Source organism: Thermostichus sp. OS-CIW-26, from assembly GCF_054058395.1.
The window spans coordinates 78,868-98,680 of the sequence record NZ_JBSSAG010000005.1 but is presented as its reverse complement, the minus strand read 5'-3'; the positions used below and the strand labels follow the sequence as shown (position 1 = coordinate 98,680).

Here is a 19,813-nt window from a genome sequence, read left to right as displayed (position 1 = left end):
TGAGCCGGCTACCCTCTCTCCCAATGCTCAAAACGATATGTTTAAAAACGTGTTAATTGCCACCGACCGCCGAGATGGCCTGCAGCGTTTTGGCAAGTGTTTGGAAGATCTGCACAGCAACGGCATTGAGCGCGTCACCTTCGTCCGCAGCATGGATTGGCAGGAGGACGACATCGGCATTCCCGAAGACATTACCCCCGAAATCCAGGCGGAGCAGGCCCAGTTGCAGAAGCTGCTGAACCCGATCCCGGCGGGGTTGGAAGTCAAGGCTCTGGTGCAGGTGGGCAAGCCGGCAGAGGCGATCTTAAAAGGGATCCAAGCCTACGGCTGCGATCTGTTAATCACAGGCATGGGCACCCACAATCTGCTCGCCGAAAAATTGTTCGGCAGCACCACCATGGCGCTGTTGCCGAAGCTGAAAATCCCCCTACTGGTGATGCGCCCCCAGCTGCTGGCTACCTTTACCCTGGAAGAATTGCGCTTGCGCAGCCGCCACCTGTTTCGCTGCCTCTTGGTGCCCTTTGACTTTGAGCAGCCGCGTCAGCAGTTGCTGAACCATCTCGGCCACCTGCTGCCCGGTACTTCCCAGTGTCAGACGCTTACCCTGCTCTACGTGGTGGATCCCAGCGCCCGCCGCAACCAAGGAACTCCGGTGGAGGTGCTCCAACGCAAAGCCGAGGCTGACCTGGCCCAGGTGCTTGAACCCCTGAGCGAGCAGGTGAAACCCGTACAGTTGCGCACCTTGGTGCGGGTGGGATCCCCTCTCAAAGAGATCCTGGCCACCGCCGCCGATGAAGACATGACGGCCATCGCCACTGCCTCCCCCCACGTGGGCAGCTTCTGGGAGTGGTCGGTTCGCAGCCTCACCGGCGAGATTTTGCGGCAAAGTTGGCATCCGGTGTTGTTTTTCCCGCGCGGGTCTTTGGCCCAATAAATCCAGGCAAGATCCAAGCCGAGTGTTGCAGATTAACTCATCCTCCATGAACCCCCCTTCCACGACAGCGCTGCAGGATCTGTTTCGGGCGGTGGCCCAAGGGAAGCTCACCCCAGAGCAAGCCCTGCAAGCCTATCGCTTTCTGCCCTTCGAGCCGGTGGGAGACTTCGCCCATGTGGATCACCACCGTCCCTTGCGCACGGGCTTTCCCGAAGCCGTGTGGGGGCCGGGCAAGACCCCAGATCAGATTGCCCAGATCCTGGAGCAACTCCACCAGCGGGGATCCCTGGCCTTGGCCACCCGCATCGAAGCCCAGGTGTATGCCGAGATCCGCAGCCGCTTACCCCAGGTGCAGTATTCCCAGGTGGCCCGCTTGTGTTGGATCCCGTCCCAGCAGGTGGTCAGCCATCCTGGACAGGTCAGCGTGATCTCCGCCGGCACTGCCGACTTACCGGTGGCAGAAGAAGCCGCCCTCACGCTCGAGCTTTCCGGGTTTCAGGTGAAGCGCCTCTGGGATGTGGGGGTGGCCGGGATCCATCGGCTGCTGCACAACCGGGCGGCCCTGCAAGCAGACGTGCTGATCGTGGTGGCGGGCATGGAGGGGGCCTTGGCCAGCGTGGTGGCGGGTCTGGCGGATTGTCCGGTGATCGCTGTGCCCACCAGCATTGGCTACGGGGCCAGCTTTCAAGGCTTGGCTGCCCTGCTCACCATGCTCAACTCTTGCGCGGCGGGGGTGGGAGTGCTGAACATCGATAACGGTTTCGGGGCGGCGATTCTGGCAGGCCAGATCCTGCGTTGCGGACAACGGCTGGCAGCTCGATTGAGTTCATGCGGCCCCGCTGGAGATCCAACAGGGAATCGACAGATTTCGGAAGGTTAAGAATTGTAAATAGATCCTGAGCCAAACAGGCTATACTCAGGCCATAGTTTAGGCTTGGGCTTTCTCTTTCCCATCCTTCGGGAGTTTGAGGGTGTTGCCTCTGGTCACCTAACTGGGTTCATGCCTTTTTCTGGGGTACCTTTATCCGAAGATGGGGAGGGTTCCTACGCTGGTTAACTGCTGTGTTGGACTGACTGGGGCGGACAAAACGCGCGAATATGCTAATTGATGCAACACTTGTCAAAAATGCAACAGATGCGATGGGGGCAACCTTGATCCTGGCGCAAGGGATGACTCAGTCCTTCACCTGGGCAGATCTTTTCTTGGTGGTGGCTTTGGTGTTTTTGGAGGCCGCCCTCTCTGCGGACAACGCCGTTGCCCTGGCGGCTCTGGTGAAGCACCTGCCCACCCCTCAGCAACAAAATCGGGCCTTGCGCTGGGGCATCATCGGCGCTTACGGCTTTCGCATCGCCATTGTCTTTGCAGCGGTTTGGTTGGTGGAGTATCCGCCCGCCCAATTCTTGGGGGCCTGTTATCTGCTCTGGCTAGCCTGGCAGCACTTTCGGGGCGGGGAAGAAGGCCCAGAACAGGACATCACCCGCCACGCCAATTTTTGGCAGACCCTGGTGATGGTGGAACTGACGGATCTGGTTTTTTCTTTCGACAGTATCGCTGCTTCGGTGGGTGTCTCCCGCAAGGCTTGGGTAATCATCCTCGGCGGCATTCTCGGCATTACCCTGATGCGCTACATGGCTTCTCTGTTTTTGCGTTGGTTGGATGAGTTCTCTCACCTGGAAGACGCCGCTTTTGCCATCATCGCCTTGGTGGGGAGCACCATGTTGTTGGAGGTGTTTTTCCCCCAAATCGAGATCCCAGAGTGGGGGATGGTGGTGGCCGTGATCCCCTTATTTGTCTGGGGCTTCTCGCGGCGCGTGAAACTCAATTCGGAGCAGGATGAACAGCCGGAGCTGGCTGACGGAGAGAAGAGGGAAGAGAAAAGAGCAGGGGTTACAGACGAGATGGAAATCGTCCCCTCCGGTTGGGTGACTGCCCTTGAGGAAGACCTCGCCCCTGAGCCCCAGAGCAGAGAGAATGGAGAGGAGAGGTACGGCTTGGGCCTATCGCCAGGGATCCCTGATCTGCCTTGATAGGGCTGTGGGCTGCTTCATTGCCTTGGCCCCTGCCGACTCCTAAACTAGCAGTGAAGCCGACTCAAGGAGGGAAGCATCCTGAGCCCCCAGTTTTGCTTGAAATCATTGGTCAAGTGCTTCAGAAGCAGCATAGACAGCCCAAAGGAGCAGCAGGCCGCGGAAAATAGGCTCCAGCCTTTGGCGAGGGCGGAGGTTCTGAGCATGCCAGCAGTGCAGAGCACTGCCCCCTTGGTGGAGCTGCGCCAAGTTTCCAAGCGCTTCGGCTCGACGGTGGTGCTTGACCACGTGGATCTGAAGGTGTACCGGGGTGAGGCCCTGGGCCTGGTGGGGCCTTCGGGCACCGGGAAATCGACGCTGCTGCGCATCATCGCCGGCCTAACGGAGCCAGACGCTGGAGAAGTGCTCTGGTGCGGGATCCCGCTCCCGGAGATTCAAGCCCATCATGCAACTCCCCCTTTGCGAGTAGGGATGGTGTTTCAGCAGGCCGCCCTCTTCGACTCCCTGACGGTGGAAGAAAACGTGGGGTTTTTGCTCTACGAGCACTCGCAGTTGCCCCGCTCCCGCATTCGGGAATTGGTGGCCGCCAAGCTGGAGGCGGTGGGGCTGGCGGGCAAAGAGCACAACCTGCCAGAAGAACTCTCGGGGGGGATGCGCAAACGGGCCAGCTTCGCCCGCGCCATTATGGAGGATCCTTCTCTGCCCCAGGATGAGCCCCAATTGCTGCTGTACGACGAGCCCACAGCGGGCTTGGATCCCATTGCCTCCACGGTAATTGAAGATCTCATCCGGGAGCTGCAGCAGGTGAAAAAAGCCTGTGAGAGCTACATTGTGGTGACCCACCAGCACAGCACCATTTACCGCGCCACCGACCGCATTGTGTTGTTGGCCCAGGGGCGGGTGCAGTGGGAGGGATCCGTGCAGCAGATTGAAACGTGCGATAACCCCTTTGTGCGGCAGTTTTTCAGCGGTAGCGTAGAAGGGCCAATTCAAGTGGCGGGGCAGGTGTGATGCGTTCGCGAGCAGTGCGAGAAGGGGCAGTGGGCCTGTTGATCCTGGCGGGGGCGCTGGGCTTTGCCGGCCTGTTTTTGTGGATCTACAACCTGCGCTTCGGCAGTCGCGGCTTTCAATTTACCGTCACCTATACCAACGTGGCCGGGCTGGCCGAGGGATCCAGTGTGCGGCTGCGGGGGGTAACCGTAGGTCGGGTGGAGCGTATCACGCCTCAACCCAATCAAGTGGAGGTGCAGGTGGCCATTGACCAGCCTTTGGCTATTCCCCGCAACGCCCTGTTTGTAACCAAACAGACGGGGTTGGTGGGGGAAACGGTGATGGACATCCTGCCCCGACTGAACGTCCAGTTGACAGGATCCCCCCTGGCGCCAGACTGCGACAGCAGCCAAATGGTTTGCAATGGAGATGTGGTGGAGGGAACCCCTGGAGTGGATTTTGGCCAGCTATTGATTAGGCTGGATCGATTGCTCACACGGGTCAACGAGGACGAGCTCTTCGATACCCTTAACACCACTCTGGAGGGGATCACCCGCGTCGCCAATAGCGTGGCCGATCTCTCAGAAACCGTGGAAGAGCGAGTAGCTGCCCTGCGCACCGAAGATCTGGACTTGTTGCAATTCACGACCGCTGCCACGGCCATCCAAGACGCGGCTGGAGCTGTGGGGGGAACTGCCCGCAGTTTTCAAGCGGCTGCCGATCAATTCACCGCCCTGGTGGATCAAAACCGCACTTCCCTTAACGCCGCCCTGGAGAACATCCAGCAGGTGAGCGCCGATCTCCAGGCCATGTCGAGCGCGGTGCGCCCGCTGGTTACCGATCCACAACTCCAGGCCGATGTGCGCCAGATCCTGGCCGAGGTGCGAGCGGCTGCGGAGAACGTGGCCCAAGCTACCGAAGATCTGCGGCAGATTGCCGCCAGCCTCAACGATCCGGGCACTTTAGCTACTCTGCGCCAAACCCTCGATTCCGCCCGCATCACCTTTCAAAACATGCAAAAGATCACCGCCGACATCGACGAGCTGACCGGGGATCCCCAGTTTCGCCGCGGCATTCGAGAGTTGGTATTGGGGCTGAGCAACTTGGTCTCCAGCGTCCCTGGGGAAGATGGGATCCAGCCCGCGGTGGCCGAAGGTTATCAGTTCCATTTTGCGCCCGTCTCTTTTGCCCAGGGAGTTGCCCCTGGATCCCAAGGATGGCAGCCGCAGACTTCCCCATAAGTTGGCTGCCTTTCCCCTCTCTCTAGCGGGAGTCTGGGATCCCTGAGATGACCCGCTGAGGTAACAACGGCGGCCAAAGCCGTTGAAGGGATCCCCAACCTGGGGTAGGCTTTGCGGATAAGGTGTTGCCTGTATTGCTACGCAACGCTGATGCGACTGAGGTTGAGGTGTGAGGAATGTGTGGCATTGTCGGCTACGTGGGTTTTCAGTGGGCTGCCCCCATCCTGTTGGAGGGCCTGCGCACCTTGGAGTATCGGGGCTATGATTCTGCCGGCATTGCCACAGTGGATCCCGAAGAAGGATTGAGAGTTGTCCGCGCTACCGGCAAGCTGCACAACCTGCTGGTGAAGCTGACGGCCAACATGCCCACGGCCAAGGTAGGGATCGGACATACCCGCTGGGCCACCCACGGCGGCGTGACCGAAGAAAATGCTCACCCCCACTGCGACGAGCGCGGGCGCATTGTGGTGATCCAAAACGGCATTGTGGAAAACTACCTGGAGCTAAAGGAGCGTCTCCTGGAGCGGGGGATCCCATTCCGCTCCCAAACCGATACGGAAGTGATCGCCCAACTGCTGGGTCTCTACACCGAAGAGCTGGGCTCCTTTGAGGCGGCCTTTGGCCAGGTCATGGGGCAACTGCGGGGGGGAAACGCCGTGGTGGCTCTGGATCGGGAGGCGCCGGATCGGCTGATCGCAGCCCGTTTGGGCAATGCCGGAGCCGTGGTGGTGGGAGAGGGAGAAGGAGAAAACTTCGTCGCCTCCGATCTGCCTGCCATTGTCCGCCATACCCGCAAGGTGGTGTTCTTGGAGGATGGGGAAATGGCGGTTCTCACGGAGTCTCAAGTGCGCTACTTGCGCATTACCGGCGAGGAGCTGCGCAAATCCAGCATCACCGTGGCCTGGGATCCCGTCTCAGCCGCCAAGGGAGGCTACAAGCACTTCATGCAAAAGGAGATCTTTGAGCAGCCCCGCACCACCACCGATACGCTACGGGGGCGGGTGGATCTGGAACAGGGCCGGGTGACACTGGAGGGGCTGACGCTTTCTGAAGCGCAACTGGCCCACATTGAGCACATCCACGCTGTAGCCTGTGGTACTGCCTGGCACGCCTGCTGGGTGCTCAAGTACTTCATCGAGAGCTTGGCCCGTACCCCTGTAGAGGTGGATTACGCCTCTGAGTTTCGCTACCGCCAGCCGGTGTTGCGCCCCAACCACCTGTTGCTGGCCTTAACCCAGTCGGGAGAAACCGTCGATACGCTGGCAGCCATGAGCGAGGCCCGCACCCAAGGGATCCCGACTCTGGCGATTGTCAACGCCATCGGATCCCAGGCCAGCCGCCTGGCGGATGCTGGAGTCCTCTACATCCATGCCGGGCCGGAGATTGCCGTGGCTTCCACCAAAGTGTTTACCGGCATGTTGGTGGCAGGGTACTTGCTGGCCTTGCAACTGGCCCAGGCCAAAGGGATCCTCAGCCCGGCCCAGATCCAAGCCCACCTGCAAGCCTTGATTGAGCTGCCGGGCAAGATCAGCCTGATGCTGAAGGACGCCGCCCTCTACGACCAACTGGCGGAGCAGTACCATCATGTTGCCAACATGCTCTATCTGGGCCGCTGGGTTAACGCCCCGATTGCCCTGGAAGGAGCTTTGAAGATGAAAGAGGTGAGCTATATCCACGCCGAAGGCTACCCGGCAGGGGAGATGAAGCATGGCCCTATCGCCCTCATCGACGAGCGGGTGCCGGTGGTGTGCATTGCCACCCGGGATCCCGTCTACGAAAAAATGCTCTCCAACATCGAACAGGTGCGGGCGCGGGGGGGACGGGTGATCGCCCTCATCAACCCCGAAGACACCCAGGTGCGGGAGAAAGCCGACCACATCATCGAGGTGCCCAGCACGACACCCCTGTTGTCGGCGGTTCTGAACGTGATCCCCCTGCAGTTGTTCGCCTACGCCATGGCTTTGCGCCGCGGAGCCGATGTGGATCAGCCGCGCAACTTGGCTAAGTCGGTAACAGTGGAGTAACGGCTGTCGCTCTTGCCACCACCGGCCCCTGGTTTTTGCAAAATCGGGCAGATCACCTCTTTTTCATCAGCAGCCGCAGGGGGGATCTGCCAATCGGAGAGGAGACCTTGAATTTGGCTTTTCAGCGCTTGCAGATCGGCAATTCGCTGTTCAATCTCCTGCAGCTTGCCTTGCAGATGCTGGCGAATTTCTGGACAAGGCTGCTCCCCTCGGTCGTGGACATCCAGGATTTGGCGGATTTCTTCTAAGCTCAGGCCCAGGCTCTGGCAGCGGCGGATAAAGGCCAGACGAACCAAAACCGAAGGGTCGAACAGCCGATAGCTGGACTCCGCCCGTTCCACCGTTGGCTTCAGCAGGCCTATCGATTCGTAGTAGCGCACCGTGCGTACAGGCAAGCCGGCTGCTAGAGCCACCTGGCCGATCTTCAGGCTGGCAGACAAGTCCTGGACAGCAGCAGGATTCGACATGTCCCCAACTGGATCCCTGTAGATTTCTTCAGCGTGACATACTCCCACACTCATGCTAAGGACGGTGCTGAATTATGCGAACAGCACCGATTTTGGGCAGATGGATAAACTGCCCGCAAATGCAGTCTTGTTTCATCCGGGGGAAAGTGAAGGAGCGATACCGCCCAACTCCCTTGAATCTGGGTTTCCCTGCCCGCTTGCCGTTACCGTCCCCCTTCAGCCACCGGTCGAATGCTTTGTGCACTCGCTCTATGCAGTTTTGCAGGACTTGCGAATGGATGGCTCTGTACTGCGGAAACAGGGCTTTCGTCTTCACCAAGTCCCGTTTTTGGGAGTAGAAATCGGGCTTGTCTTTCAGCTGGGGCAAATGACAGACTAGGGGACAAGCATTGCTATCACAGCGATTGTGTTCCCACCACGCAAAGCGCTCTGCCAAGCGATAGTTATACTGCTTTCGTAACAAGTCTAGCCACTCGCTCATCAAAGCAATCTGGCTGGGCGTAGGTCGCAAACGGTACTGGTAAGCAGTTCTCATTGAGGCAAGGGTAATCTACTGGAATGAATCCTACCTTATTGCTTCATGCGGTGGGGTTACCGTCTCGGTTTTAGGCCAGTCCATTGAAAACCAAAGTGTCCCCGCCTCTCATCCCGACCTTCACCCTGGATAGTGGTGAGTGGATAGTGACTAGCCACTAGTCACTAACAGAGGGCAGGGCTTCCCGGCGGTCTAGCTAACGCTACGCATCGCCAACAGGAGCGATGAGCAGGGGAAACGCTACAAAAAACAAACCGTGAAAAATCCCCCGGCCTCAAGGGTGAGGAGAACGTCAAACTGCCCAAAATTCCCCTGCAATTTGCAATGGCCACAAAAGGGGATCCCTAGAGCTTGCGGGAATAGAACTCAACCACCAAAAGCTCGTTGACCGGGGCGCAAATTTGCTCGCGGGGGGGCAATTCCTTGATGCGTCCGCGCAGCTTTTCTTTGTCAAACTCCAGGTAGTCCGGCAAAAACAACCCCGGATACTCCGCGTAGGCGGCCACCAGCTTGCGGGAAGATTCCTTGTTTTTTACTGTAATCACATCCCCCACTTTGCAGCCATAGCTGGGAATGGTTACCTTTTGGCCGTTAACCTCTATGTGGCCGTGGCTCACGAGCTGCCGAGCTGCCGGAATGGTTGGAGCCATGCCCAGACGAAACACGATGCAATCCAACCGCATTTCCAGCATTTGCAGCAAGGCCAAACCGGTGGATCCCTTGGAGCGCCGTGCCTTGCGCATGTAGCGGATCATCTGCCGCTCGCTCAGCCCGTAGTTAAAGCGCACCTTCTGCTTTTCTTCCAGGCGAATGGCATATTCGGATTTTTTCTTGCGCTCGGCCCCGTGCATACCGGGTGGATTGGTATTTTTGGGGCGCTTGCGCGTCAAACCGGGCAGATCAAGTCCCCCGAAGCGACGAATGATTTTTAGGCGGGGACCTGTGTAGCGGGACATGCGGGCATTTCTCCAAAATCAGCAAACAAACTCTGCAAGAGATGGTCAGCTAGGGAGCAAGAGTACAAACCACCAAAAGAATCGGCGATCTACTATATTAAGCGTTTGATCCCTACTTTGGGCAAGGGGGCAAGGCTGTCTTTTGGGATCCCGTCTCCACCGTTCTAACTGTCTTGTCAGTCGTAGTGAACCCCCATTTGGGTGCGGATGAAGGCGCGATCTTCGCTGAGCAGGCCGTTGAGGGTGCGCCGTTCCCCCAAGATGGGATCCGGATCCAGGCCGATGGCTTCCAAGTCGGCCAGCACCATCAGCTCCACCAATTGCGGGAAGCTTACTTTGGGTTCCCACCCCAGGACTCGCTTGGCTTTTGAAGCATCCCCCAACAGCAGATCCACCTCGGTTGGGCGGTAGTAGCGGGGGTCGATCTCGATCAACACTTGGTCTTTGTACAACCCCTGTTCGGCTTGGCCGGAGCCTTTCCAGGTAATCGGCAGGCCCACCAGCGCGAAGGCCCGTTCCACAAACTCGCGCACAGTGTGGGTTTCCCCGGTAGCCAGCACATAGTCATCCGGCTGGGGTTGTTGGAGCATCATCCACATCCCCTCGACGTAGTCTTTGGCGTAGCCCCAGTCCCGCTTGGCATCCAGGTTGCCCAGGTAGAGCTTGTCCTGTTTGCCGGCCACAATGCGGCTGACGGCGCGGGTGATCTTGCGGGTTACAAAGGTTTCCCCTCGCCGTGGGCTTTCGTGGTTGAACAAGATACCGTTGCAGGCGAAGAGGTTGTAGGCTTCGCGGTAGTTGACCGTCTGCCAGTAGCCGTACACCTTGGCACAGGCATAGGGGCTGCGCGGGTAGAAGGGGGTGGTTTCCTTTTGCGGGATCTCTTGCACCAGGCCGAACATCTCCGAGGAGCCTGCCTGGTAAAACTTCACCCGGATCCCGGTGCGCTGCTGGTAGTCGCGGATGGCCTCTAGAAGACGCAGCGTGCCCATGGCCACTGCATCGACGGTGTATTCCGGCGCATCAAAGCTCACCCGCACGTGGGATTGGGCCCCCAGGTTGTACACTTCCGTCGGCTGCACCTGTTCCAAAATCCTGCGCAGGGTGGTGCCATCCGTGAGATCCCCGTAGTGGAGAAACAGCCTGGCCTGGGGGTTGTGGGCATCCACGTAGATGTGGTCGATGCGGTCGGTGTTGAAGGTGCTGGCGCGGCGGATGATGCCGTGAACTTCGTAGTTTTTCTTCAACAACAGCTCGGCCAGATAGGAGCCATCCTGTCCGGTGATGCCGGTAATTAGGGCACGTTGGGTCATAGAGCTGGGGGCAAAGACTAGGAAAACACCAAAAATCAAAATGGCCTGAGGCTCAAGTCCAATGGCAAAACTCAAACCTCAAAGCGGAGACCTTGAAGCTAGAACATTATAGTGCAGCGGGACTCCTTCTCCTCAGGCAGGGCCCGCCGAGGCACATTCCTGGCCAAGGGTGTGGTCTTTCAACCGTTGCAAAGCGGCAGTCAGGGCTGTGGGCCAGGGATCCGGCTGGCGCAGTTGTCGCACTCCCTGGGGCAGGCACAGCACAGAGGCGCGGCTGGTGCGGGCAATGGCTTCCAGATCCGGCAAGGGATCCAGCAGCAGCCCTTTTTCCATAACTTTGCGCAAGAGCGGTTCGTAGCCAGGAGGCGGGGGCTCGTCAGCATGGCCCAACAAGTCTCCTTCAGGGCCGCGAAAGATCTGCTTGCGACCGGGAAGGGTGGCTTTGGCAAAGGAAGCTTTGGCCACTGGGATCCCATTGATTTCCACCAATTTGTACACCCCGTTTACGCCTTCTCCAGTTACCAGGCGGGTGCCCACCCCATAACCGCTGATGGGGGCTTGGGAGCGATGCAGGCGCTCGATCTCGTATTCGTCCAAATCCCCACTGACGAACACCGGGGCGCCTTGAGGCAAAATTTGTTTCACCCGGCGAGAGAGATCTTCCAAATCTCCCGAGTCGATGCGCACCCCGCCGATTTCCCCCTGGGATCCCAGTTGATCTGGGCTTCTGGCCGCAAAGAGCTGGGCTGCTGTGCGCGCCCCTTGGATGGGATCGTAGGTATCGATTAGAAGCGCAGCTTGGGGAAAGTAGCGCCGAAAGGATTGAAAGGCGCGGGTTTCGTCTCCCGAGAGAGCAGCAATGGCCATCACTAGGGAATGGGCCATGGTTCCTGCCGGCTTGCGCCCCAATTTCAGGGCTGCCAAGACGTTGGAGGTGGCATTGAACCCTGCCGCCAGAGCCGCCCGGGCTGCCCACAGCCCCGCCTGGGGACCAAAAGCTCGCCGGGTGCCGAACTCCAACAAAATGGCCTCATCCCCTGCTGCATCTCGCATACGGGCCGCCTTGGTGGCGATCAGGGTCTGGTAGTTAAAGGTGGACAGCAAGTAAGTTTCCACCAGTTGGGCTTGCCAGAGGGGGGCTTCCACCCGCAACAGGGGCTGGTTGGCGAAAATGGCGGTTCCTTCCGGCACCGCCCACACATCCCCCTCAAACCGGCAGCGGGCCAGCAGCTCCCAAAAGCGCTCCGGCGCATCGGCGAAAATGCCCGTTTCCCGCAGCGCTCGCAAAGCCTCGGGGGCGAAGCTCAGTTGCTGCAGATAGTCCACTGCCTGGGTGAGCCCCATGGCGATTAGGTAGCCATAGTCGGTGGGCAGCCGCCGCACAAACAGCTCAAAGGCAGCGGGCTGAGACTCTAGCCCTTCCCCCACGTAGCAGGCGGCCATGGTGAACTGGTACAGGTCGGTTAGCAGGCCATAGTCTTGGGGCCGCAACGACGAGAAATCAGGGCTCAACATGAAAAACCTCGGGGCAGAAGCCAGTGGGGAACGGCGGGATCGAGCAGAGAGCTGTTGCGAAGGTTATAGTGAAACTTACCATAAGTAAGGCTGCTTGTAGGGATCCACCAGAAGCATCACAACCCCAAAAAACCCTAAAAATCGGCCTCGACAAGACACCAAACCCAAACTCAGCCAGAAATACAGGCGGCCATCTGGACAAAATCTTGCCCCCAACTTATAGTGAAACCAACCATAAGTGTTACCCGTCCAACTCTATCGAGCGGGTGCAAGCCTGGTCAATCCAGCCCCCACCGGAAGAACGCCATGCATACCACTCTACAGGAGCTAACTGTTAAGGCTCCAGCGGGCCTTCCCCCCCACTTTGATCCGGAGCGGGTGGGAGAGATTTGGCGCGTGCCCTACCAACAGCGGGCAGCAGAAGCCGAGGTCTGGGCCAAGGAGCAAGGGATCCCGCCGGCAGAGGCGGATCGGGTGCGGGTGGGCTTGCTGCTCATTGATGTGCAGAACACCTTTTGCATTCCCGGCTTTGAGCTGTTTGTGGCCGGTTCCGGCGGATTGGGAGCGGTGGAAGACAATCGACGGCTTTGTCAGTTCATCTACCGCAATTTGGCTTGCCTCACCCAGATCATTGCCACTCTCGACACCCACACGGCCATGCAGATCTTCCACCCCGTCTTTTGGGTGGACGCGCAGGGAGCCCATCCTGAGCCGGCCACGGCCATTTCGGCAGCCGATATCCGCTGCGGACGCTGGCGGGTTAACCCCGCCATGGCTGCCAACCTCACCCAGGGGGATCTGACGCGGTTGCAGGTCTACGCTCTGCACTACGCCGAGCAGTTGGAGCAGGGGGGAAAATATCCCCTCATCGTCTGGCCCTACCACTCCATGCTGGGGGGGATTGGCCATGCCCTGGTGCCGGCGGTGGAGGAGGCGATTTTCTTTCACGGCATGGCCCGCTGCAGCCAGCCCAGCCTGCAGCTCAAGGGAGCCAATCCCTTGACGGAAAATTATTCCGTGCTTAGCCCGGAGGTTTTGACTGGGCCGGAAGGGGATCCCATCGACGAGAAAAATGAGCTCCTCATCCACCACCTGCTGCAGTTTGACGCCCTGATCGTGGCTGGCCAAGCCAAAAGCCACTGCGTGGCCTGGACGGTGAGCGACCTGCTGCAAGAGATCCAGGCCACGGATCCCAGCTTGGCCAAGAAAGTTTATCTTCTGGAGGACTGCACCTCGGCGGTGGTGATCCCCGGCGTTGTGGATTTCAGCGAACAGGCGGAGGCCGCCTTCGCCCGCTTTGCGGAAGCAGGAATGCACCGAGTGCGCTCCACGGATCCCATCTGGGAGTGGCCTGAGTTTCCCCGGGATCCCAGCTGACCTCCAACATCCGGTATGATGCAGCAGGATCCTCTGCTGGAGCAGCCCTGTGTACGGTCGCGGTAGCGGTGCGGAGCACTCTCGCGGTAGCGGTGCGGAGCACTTTTGGGATCCCCGCCCTGAGGCCAGTTCCACCGTCTCCAGCAGTCTGCGCCCCCCCAGCGGTGCCCGGGATCTCCTGCCGCGGGAAGTACAACGGCGGGAGAAGCTGGAGGCTCAGCTGACCCGGGTTTTCCGGCGCCATGGCTACCAGCGCATCATCACTCCCACCCTAGAGCGGCTGGAAACGCTGCTGGCGGGGGGATCCATCCGCGCTGAGTCGGTGCTGCAACTGCGGGATGGCGAAGGGACGATGCTGGGGCTGCGCCCCGAGTTCACTGCTTCCATTGTGCGGGCGGCAGCCACCCGTCTAGCCGGTGGGCCTTTGCCGTTGCGGCTCTACTACCACGGCAGCGTTTTTCGCAACAGCCGGCGGGAGGAGGGATCCTACAGTAGCCAGGAGTTTTTTCAGTCCGGAGTGGAGCTGATCGGGGCAGGGGGATGGCTGGCAGATGCCGAGATTCTGCTGCTGCTGGCCGATTGCATTCGCTCGATCGGCATCTCTTCTTGTGTAAACGGGACGGAGGCCGCCTGGACGCTGCTGCTGGGAGATGTCAGCCTCACCGAGAGTTTGCTCAGCGCCGTTGCCCCCACGGCTCAAGCGGCAGTGCGCCGTGCCATTGCCCAGCTCGACTACGTTTACCTGGAATCGGCCCCTCTGCCAGAAGCCGCCCGCCAAATTGGCTTGCAGATTCTGGGGCTGCGGGGCCAGCCCGGCCAAGTTCTTTCTGACCTGGCTCAGTTGCCTGTGCCGCCTGAGCGGCTGCGGGATCTGCGGCAGCTCTGCCAGGTGCTGGAGGAACATGGGGTGCGGGTGGTGCTGGATCTGAGCTTGTTGCAAACCCTGGCCTACTACACCGGCATCGTTTTTCAGGCGGTGGCAGGCGGGGAGATCATTGCTCTGGGGGGACGCTACGACCGGCTGTACGCCCTCTACAGCCCTCAGCAGGTCGAACAGCCGGGGATCGGCTTTACCCTTCTGCCGGATACGCTGCTGCGGCTCTTGCCCCCCGATCCCCAAACCGAGGAGATGGGCTGCAAACGGTTGGTGGTGCCCCTGGTGCCGGCAGGGATCCCGGCGGCGCTGGCCTTGGCCGCCCGCTGGCGAGAAGAGTGCACCGCACCGCTGACGCGAACGGAGGCGGTGGAGCTGGAATTGCTGGATCGGGCCCCTGAAGAGATCGAAGCCTATGCCCGCCAATGTCGGATCCCGGAGATCGCCTGGGTACAAGCCGACGGCAGCTACCACATCACCCACCCGGGCTAATGCTGGCAAGGTTGACCTCCCAACAGAGACGGGGCTGCACCAGTTGCAACAGGTGTTGGCGAATGCGTTCCAACTGCCGGATGGCCCTCTGCACCCCTGGCGCAAACGGCTGACGGGATCCCTGCGCCCAAAAATGCTGCTGCAAATAATCGATCAGCCACAGTTGTGCCGGCAGCTCCAAACTGGCCACCGCTCTGCCCAATTCCAATGCCTGCTGGAGAGAAGAGTGCCAGGGCCAACGTTTGAGTTCCTCAAGGAGCGACGGCGGGATCTGCTGCAGGTGCTGGTGGGCCAGCAAGGCCAAGCCGGGGCTGCCCTGGGCCAAGGCAATCAGCTCGGATCGAGGGATCCCTGCCAGATCTGGGCAACCCAACCCACTCAGCACCCGGTCGACCTCTTCTGGGCTGAGGCGGCGAAAAGGCACCATCTGGCAGCGGGACAACAGCGTCGGCAGCAGGGAGGCCGCCTGGGGGGCGATGAGAACAATGTGGGCCGGGCCGGGCTCTTCCAGAGTTTTCAACAAAGCATTGGCAGCGCTTTCCGCCAAGGTTTCGGCTCCCTCCAGCACCACCACTGCTCGGGATAGCGGGGCGGAGCCCTTTCGCTGGGCTCGAATCGGCTTGCGGGCACAGAAGCGGGATACCCCCTGCACCTGCTCCAGGCGAATTTGGGGCGGCGAGCGCCGTTGCAAGGTTTGCGCCTCCGGGGAGTCTGCCGCAATTAGGCGGCCTTGGTGCAGGTAGGTGGGGCTGACCCAGTGGAGATTGGGATGGTTGCCCGCCAGCAGCCAACGGCAGTGGGAGCACTTGCCGCAAGGGATCCCGGAGCTGGATTCGCACAAGAGGGCCTGGGCAAACCAACGGGCCATCAGCTTCCGCCCCACCCCTTGGGGGCCCAAGAAGCAGTAGCTGGAAGTCACCCGCCCCTTCTCCAGGGCCGCCACAAGCAGTCGTGCCGCCATCTCCTGCCCGACAATGTGCTGTGGAGGCAAGACCTTCATCCGCTTGACGGTCTCGGCGCTCGGACGGAGTTCTGGCATATCTCAGCATCCGCTGGCAGAAGCTGGCAGGAAATGTTTGCGAAAATACTGCAGCGTCTCCGGTCGCAATAACCCCCGCTCCACCAAGGGATCCCCCCAGTGGGGCGAAGATTCATCCATCGGCGGCAAGGACTCCAGCACTTCAGCAGCCAACAAGTCGGCAGCCTTGAGGAACTCTCCCACCGTGCGGCACCCCGACAAACGGGCAGAATACCCCCCATCCGCAAAGAACTTGATCGTGGTTGCCTTCAGGCCGGTACACTCGCCAATGACCGCGGTCAGCTTGCCCCCCGACTGTTGCCAGCGGCTGAGGATGTCTTGGATCTGGGGCCGATCCAGCAAGCCCGCTGCCTGCAAGTTTTGGAACAGATGCCTGGCCCAGGGGGTGAGTTCCGCCAGCAAAGGATCCGTCGGCGTGTCCTCAGGATTGGCGGGAAGCTCCCCGGCATCGGTCGCAGGTTCCTCCAGTCTCCTCGTAAGGACTGTGTTTCGCTCACGCGAACGTGCTGGCTCATCTTTGGCGGTTGAACCAGAGAAGTTGGCTGCTCTCAACTGGGCTTGGGCTGCTTCGGCGATCAGCTTTTGCTGTTCGTAACTCACCTGCAGCAGACGGTTGCGATTCTGCTCAATCTTGAGATTCTCTTGCAGGGACTCCAGGCTCTGCCGATAGGCCGCCAGCAGCTCTCGCGCGTCTCGCAGTTCCACCGTCAAGTTGGCCTGCTGCTGTTGAAGGGCGCTGAGGCGGGATCCCATCGTTTTCAGTTGTTGTTGAGCTTGCTCCAAGGCTTCTTGGCGGGCTTGCAGGGATCCCTCCAGTTGGACAATGCGCTGGTCGGCCTCGGCCCGTTCTGCCCTGAGCTGGTGGATCAGGGCTTGGCTCTGCTGCAGTTGCTCCTCCAGTTGAGCAAGGTGTGCTTCGTAGTCACGGTTGGCTGCCATCAGCTGTGCTATTTCCGCTTGCAGTTGTTGTAGCTGCGCCTGTAAGCTTTCCACCTGCTCTGGGGGAACATAGCCGGAAAGCCGCGCCATTTGGGCCTCGTGCTCTTGCTGTAACTGAGCGTAGCGCTCTTGCCACATCTGCAAAGCGGCCCTCAGCTCCGCAATCTGTTGCTCCAAGGCGGCAACCTGCTCTGGCCAGAAGGAATCCAGATGCCGGGATAGAGCAGCCTCTGACTCTGCAGCTTGCTGGGCAAGTTGGGCCTGCAGCTGATCCCGCTCCGATCGGAGCTGCTGGATTTGATGAAGCGCTGCCTCCAATTGGGCGCGTAGGTCAGCCACAACGCTGCTGGGCACCAACTCCGACTGGCGTTTCTGCAGAATCTGGATTTGCTCTTGCAACTGCTCCAGTTCCGACTGGTAGCAATCTTGCTGGGTTTGCAACTGCCGCTGCGCCCTTTGCTCAGCAGCGCGGGCAAGAGCCAGCTCCGTTTCCAGCCTTTGCAGTTGTTCCCGCCAAACCCGCAAATCCTGCTGCAACGTTGCCTGGTGCTGGAGCTCTGCTTGTTGGAGACGGATGGTGGCTTCCAGTTTTTGAATGCGCTGCTGATACTGGCTTTGAAAATCGGCAATCTGCTGGTTCATGTTGGCCAGGATCCGATCCCATTCCTGTTCCTGGAGCTCGATTTGTAGCTGCAAGGCTTCCACTTGCTTGCGGTAGTCGGCCAAGGTGGCCGGTTGAGGCTCATCGGCAAAGGGATCCGAGGCTGCCGCGGCTAATGTTCCAGGGATGGAATCTCCCCCAACTGCGGATTCGAGACTCGATGGCTGAATTGTTCCCTCGCAAGGGATCTTGGCCTCTTCGGGTACAGCCAAATCCTGGGCCAGAGCTTCTCGGCCAGGAGTTGCCGCTCTTTGGGGGGTAAGCTGAACCTCGGGTTTGGTATCCCTGGCCAAAAAAGGCTGCAGTGCTTCCCACGCATTGGGGGAAGCCATCCGTTGCAGTTGCACCTGAACATCCAAGGCGCGATCCAAAATGGCTGGCTGTACCCAGCCTTTCCAGGTGAGAATCTCCCCCAATTTCCGCCCGTAGCGACGCTGTTGGGCCAGAGCAACCCGCAACTGCTCAAAATCCAAGTGGCCCAGTGCCACCAAAATCTCTCCCAGAGAAAGAGACTGGCTGGGCAGGAAGCGGTAGAGAGCGGCTGGGGTGAGCCAGCCGTGCTCGAGACACACTTCTCCCAACTTGAGGTGGTTTTGCTGTTGCTCTCGCAGGGCCTGAGCCAACTGGGATTGGGAGATCAGACCCGCCCGCAGCAAACGCTGTCCCAGCGGCAAGCTCGACTCAGCCTCACCGTCAGCAGCACCCCGCCCTTCCAGAAAGGGGAATGGGGTAGAGCCACTCTGGGAGGAAGAGGAGCGCGGAGGCATCAATAAAGTTCCCAGTTTAGGACTGTGTTGTTGCTGTACTTTAGCTTATCGCCCCTCAGGATAAAGCACAAAGAGATGCCAACGCCACATTGACCAGAAAACTGGGTTACAAGCCCCGCCCTTTATGACGGCTTCTTGATACAGTAACTGCGAACTCCGCCAGCTTGTTCGCCTGCGGCGGCACTGAGTGCTTCGTGGTGCAGTACCTCTTACTAGAGGGACATTAGAGGGACAAAGTATCTGGGAGTCTCTTCCCAGTAATTAGGGCGGCGGCATCCCTCTTCGTGCATAGGGATGGAGCAGTACAGCCTGTTAAGGAATCAAGGGGCACAGTAGCAACACCTAGCAAACCAACTTCGGAAGCAGAATGGATTGATGAGTAGTCAAGAGGTCTCTGCTATCTGCTCCATCCCATACTTCCCGGCTCTGGAAAACTGCCGGATAAAAGGCTTCAATACCGACCACATCCTCTCAATCGGATTCAACTCTGGTGCATACACAGGCAGGTCTATGATCCGCGCACCTGTTCCTTGAATCAAACCCTCCACTTCCGAACTCTAATCACCACCTTCCGCGCATCCAGTTCCGAACATGAGTCACTTTGCAAAAACTCCAGAAAATTGCTCTTCCGCATTCCACCCTTGATAACACAACAGCCTACTACCTCTCTCCAGGAAATAGCTTCAATAATCTTATGTTTTTTCCCTTTGCATCTCTGACGGTAACTGTAAGCTCTTTGACTGCGTAAACTCCGAGATACCCCTCCGTTCCATTGCCTCTCACACCCTTGTCTGGTCTAGAATAGCTATATCTTCCACTGGTATATTCTTGACTTCTTAACTATAGGCTAATTGTTGCCTTTGCACCTCCTCTTCTCTGATTTTTACACTGCGGTAATTCTTTTTAGCGTCATTCCTCGCTTTTTTAAAAAGTTGTCTATCGTAACAGCACTCACATCAGTATCCAGTTGCTCTCGTAGCAGTTCTTGATACTACCACGGATAATAGTTCAGGCGCCTTTCAATGACCGTCATAACTTCTTGCCGGTGTTGTTCCAGAATACCTACTCGCTTTGTGCCGACTTTCTTGGGGGATAAATCCTGAGTTTGTTGATACTGATGCACCCAGTGGTGCAGTGTTCTTTGGGTTACCATGAACTGTTCCGCTACCTGGCAAGTGGAGGTCTTGCCTGCCTGATAAGCTGCCACAACTCTTTGGGATAAATCTAACAAATAGGTTGGTATATATCTCTCTTTTCTCTTGGATACTTGTATCCTAATTCATAGGCTGTAATCGGTGAAGTGCCAAAAATGATTCTGATTCTTGTTTCAGCATCGTTGCTGAGCAACCGCTAGGGTGTAGAGACGCGGATCTTCGACAAGAGGATCCCTAGGAAAAAACGAGAAAGAAGGAGAGAAAATCATGTCTGCCAGCACCCTTGTCCGTTGCGCCTGTGAACACTGCAACTGCAGCTTCGAGAGCAGCCAAGGCTATCGCTACGAAGGTCAACTCTACTGCAGCGAAGCCTGTGCCACCCACAATCACGAGCACCCCTCCGCCTGCTGTGTGGCTTCCCACTGCTGCCAGTAGGGTTCAAGGTAGCCCATCATCCCCAGCCCTTTCCTCTGGGATCCATTTCCCCCCTGGGCCGTTTTTGATAGG

At 58.9% G+C, this 19,813-nt stretch carries 15 protein-coding genes and 3 pseudogenes; 10 read left to right on the top strand and 8 right to left on the bottom strand.

All coding sequences use genetic code 11. The features are described 5' to 3' along the window. Positions 1-37 precede the first annotated feature (37 nt). The 6 genes from ACVW0C_RS04010 to glmS all read left to right on the top strand — a co-directional run bounded on the left by ACVW0C_RS04010 (position 38) and on the right by glmS (position 7,217). The gene (locus ACVW0C_RS04010; RefSeq protein ID WP_457384416.1) at positions 38-934 is read left to right on the top strand and encodes a universal stress protein; all 897 of its coding nucleotides are present in this window, start codon (positions 38-40) and stop codon (positions 932-934) included. Positions 935-980: 46 nt separating this feature from the next. Next, positions 981-1,814, top strand: a complete 834-nt coding sequence (larB, locus tag ACVW0C_RS04005; protein WP_457384415.1) for a nickel pincer cofactor biosynthesis protein LarB — start codon at positions 981-983, stop codon at positions 1,812-1,814. 260 nt (positions 1,815-2,074) lie between these two features. Further along, positions 2,075-2,962, top strand: a complete 888-nt coding sequence (locus ACVW0C_RS04000) for a TerC family protein (RefSeq protein ID WP_457384414.1) — start codon at positions 2,075-2,077, stop codon at positions 2,960-2,962. A 204-nt stretch (positions 2,963-3,166) separates the two neighbouring features. Beyond that, positions 3,167-3,973 (top strand): ABC transporter ATP-binding protein, encoded by an 807-nt coding sequence (locus ACVW0C_RS03995; protein WP_414417147.1) that lies wholly within the window; start codon positions 3,167-3,169, stop codon positions 3,971-3,973. Further along, the gene (locus tag ACVW0C_RS03990) at positions 3,973-5,193 is read left to right on the top strand and encodes an MlaD family protein (RefSeq protein WP_457384413.1); all 1,221 of its coding nucleotides are present in this window, start codon (positions 3,973-3,975) and stop codon (positions 5,191-5,193) included. Before ACVW0C_RS03995 ends, ACVW0C_RS03990 begins: the two co-directional genes overlap by 1 nt. Positions 5,194-5,369: 176 nt before the next feature. Further along, complete coding sequence (gene glmS, locus ACVW0C_RS03985; RefSeq protein WP_414351842.1) at positions 5,370-7,217, top strand: glutamine--fructose-6-phosphate transaminase (isomerizing); 1,848 nt, start codon at positions 5,370-5,372, stop codon at positions 7,215-7,217. Here glmS and ACVW0C_RS03980 read toward each other — a convergent pair. Both ACVW0C_RS03980 and ACVW0C_RS03975 read right to left on the bottom strand, forming a co-directional pair. Further along, a complete protein-coding gene (locus tag ACVW0C_RS03980) occupies positions 7,178-7,684 on the bottom strand; it encodes a heavy metal-responsive transcriptional regulator (protein WP_457384412.1) in 507 nt (168 codons plus the stop codon). The two genes, glmS and ACVW0C_RS03980, sit on opposite strands and share 40 nt — an antisense overlap. Positions 7,685-7,742: 58 nt before the next feature. Continuing rightward, a pseudogene (locus ACVW0C_RS03975) lies at positions 7,743-8,219 on the bottom strand (RNA-guided endonuclease InsQ/TnpB family protein); the annotation flags it as partial. Between the two features lie 13 nt (positions 8,220-8,232). Between ACVW0C_RS03975 and ACVW0C_RS03970 the strand changes: the two are divergent. Further along, positions 8,233-8,352 (top strand): annotated as a pseudogene (locus tag ACVW0C_RS03970) (IS200/IS605 family transposase); the annotation flags it as partial. Positions 8,353-8,563: 211 nt separating this feature from the next. Here the strand turns inward: ACVW0C_RS03970 and rpsD are convergent. The 3 genes from rpsD to ACVW0C_RS03955 all read right to left on the bottom strand — a co-directional run bounded on the left by rpsD (position 8,564) and on the right by ACVW0C_RS03955 (position 12,003). Then, positions 8,564-9,175 carry a 30S ribosomal protein S4 gene (rpsD, locus tag ACVW0C_RS03965; protein ID WP_011432724.1) on the bottom strand — a complete coding sequence of 204 codons (612 nt, stop codon included), beginning with the start codon at positions 9,173-9,175 and terminating at the stop codon, positions 8,564-8,566. A 176-nt stretch (positions 9,176-9,351) separates the two neighbouring features. Beyond that, complete coding sequence (gmd, locus tag ACVW0C_RS03960) at positions 9,352-10,488, bottom strand: GDP-mannose 4,6-dehydratase (protein ID WP_457384411.1); 1,137 nt, start codon at positions 10,486-10,488, stop codon at positions 9,352-9,354. Between the two features lie 132 nt (positions 10,489-10,620). After that, positions 10,621-12,003 carry a nicotinate phosphoribosyltransferase gene (locus ACVW0C_RS03955; protein WP_011432726.1) on the bottom strand — a complete coding sequence of 461 codons (1,383 nt, stop codon included), beginning with the start codon at positions 12,001-12,003 and terminating at the stop codon, positions 10,621-10,623. 306 nt (positions 12,004-12,309) lie between these two features. Between ACVW0C_RS03955 and ACVW0C_RS03950 the strand changes: the two genes are divergently transcribed. Further along, positions 12,310-13,380 carry an isochorismatase gene (locus ACVW0C_RS03950; protein ID WP_457384410.1) on the top strand — a complete coding sequence of 357 codons (1,071 nt, stop codon included), beginning with the start codon at positions 12,310-12,312 and terminating at the stop codon, positions 13,378-13,380. 49 nt (positions 13,381-13,429) lie between these two features. After that, positions 13,430-14,746, top strand: a complete 1,317-nt coding sequence (locus ACVW0C_RS03945) for an ATP phosphoribosyltransferase regulatory subunit (protein WP_457384409.1) — start codon at positions 13,430-13,432, stop codon at positions 14,744-14,746. Here the strand turns inward: ACVW0C_RS03945 and ACVW0C_RS03940 are convergent. The 3 genes and pseudogenes from ACVW0C_RS03940 to ACVW0C_RS03930 form a co-directional block, all read right to left on the bottom strand. Then, positions 14,730-15,785: a DNA polymerase III subunit delta' gene (locus ACVW0C_RS03940; protein ID WP_457384408.1), complete on the bottom strand. Its 1,056-nt coding sequence runs from the start codon at positions 15,783-15,785 to the stop codon at positions 14,730-14,732. The genes ACVW0C_RS03945 and ACVW0C_RS03940 overlap by 17 nt on opposite strands. A 3-nt stretch (positions 15,786-15,788) precedes the next feature. Beyond that, entirely contained in the window at positions 15,789-18,152 is a 2,364-nt protein-coding gene (locus ACVW0C_RS03935; protein ID WP_457384407.1) for a hypothetical protein, read from the bottom strand. Between the two features lie 320 nt (positions 18,153-18,472). Further along, positions 18,473-19,395: pseudogene (locus ACVW0C_RS03930) on the bottom strand (IS630 family transposase). Positions 19,396-19,573: 178 nt separating this feature from the next. Here ACVW0C_RS03930 and ACVW0C_RS03925 point away from each other — a divergent pair. Then, complete coding sequence (locus ACVW0C_RS03925) at positions 19,574-19,741, top strand: hypothetical protein (RefSeq protein ID WP_083757636.1); 168 nt, start codon at positions 19,574-19,576, stop codon at positions 19,739-19,741. Positions 19,742-19,813 lie beyond the last annotated feature (72 nt).

What these genes read in the sequence shown, in the direction of transcription:
- ACVW0C_RS04010 (WP_457384416.1), top strand. Translation starts at nt 38, where the DNA reads ATGTTTAAAAACGTGTTAATTGCCACCGACCGCCGAGATGGCCTGCAG.
- larB (WP_457384415.1), top strand. Translation starts at nt 981, where the DNA reads ATGAACCCCCCTTCCACGACAGCGCTGCAGGATCTGTTTCGGGCGGTG.
- ACVW0C_RS04000 (WP_457384414.1), top strand. Translation starts at nt 2,075, where the DNA reads ATGGGGGCAACCTTGATCCTGGCGCAAGGGATGACTCAGTCCTTCACC.
- ACVW0C_RS03995 (WP_414417147.1), top strand. Translation starts at nt 3,167, where the DNA reads ATGCCAGCAGTGCAGAGCACTGCCCCCTTGGTGGAGCTGCGCCAAGTT.
- ACVW0C_RS03990 (WP_457384413.1), top strand. Translation starts at nt 3,973, where the DNA reads ATGCGTTCGCGAGCAGTGCGAGAAGGGGCAGTGGGCCTGTTGATCCTG.
- glmS (WP_414351842.1), top strand. Translation starts at nt 5,370, where the DNA reads ATGTGTGGCATTGTCGGCTACGTGGGTTTTCAGTGGGCTGCCCCCATC.
- ACVW0C_RS03980 (WP_457384412.1), bottom strand. Translation starts at nt 7,684, where the DNA reads ATGTCGAATCCTGCTGCTGTCCAGGACTTGTCTGCCAGCCTGAAGATC.
- rpsD (WP_011432724.1), bottom strand. Translation starts at nt 9,175, where the DNA reads ATGTCCCGCTACACAGGTCCCCGCCTAAAAATCATTCGTCGCTTCGGG.
- gmd (WP_457384411.1), bottom strand. Translation starts at nt 10,488, where the DNA reads ATGACCCAACGTGCCCTAATTACCGGCATCACCGGACAGGATGGCTCC.
- ACVW0C_RS03955 (WP_011432726.1), bottom strand. Translation starts at nt 12,003, where the DNA reads ATGTTGAGCCCTGATTTCTCGTCGTTGCGGCCCCAAGACTATGGCCTG.
- ACVW0C_RS03950 (WP_457384410.1), top strand. Translation starts at nt 12,310, where the DNA reads ATGCATACCACTCTACAGGAGCTAACTGTTAAGGCTCCAGCGGGCCTT.
- ACVW0C_RS03940 (WP_457384408.1), bottom strand. Translation starts at nt 15,785, where the DNA reads ATGCCAGAACTCCGTCCGAGCGCCGAGACCGTCAAGCGGATGAAGGTC.
- ACVW0C_RS03935 (WP_457384407.1), bottom strand. Translation starts at nt 18,152, where the DNA reads ATGCCTCCGCGCTCCTCTTCCTCCCAGAGTGGCTCTACCCCATTCCCC.
- ACVW0C_RS03925 (WP_083757636.1), top strand. Translation starts at nt 19,574, where the DNA reads ATGTCTGCCAGCACCCTTGTCCGTTGCGCCTGTGAACACTGCAACTGC.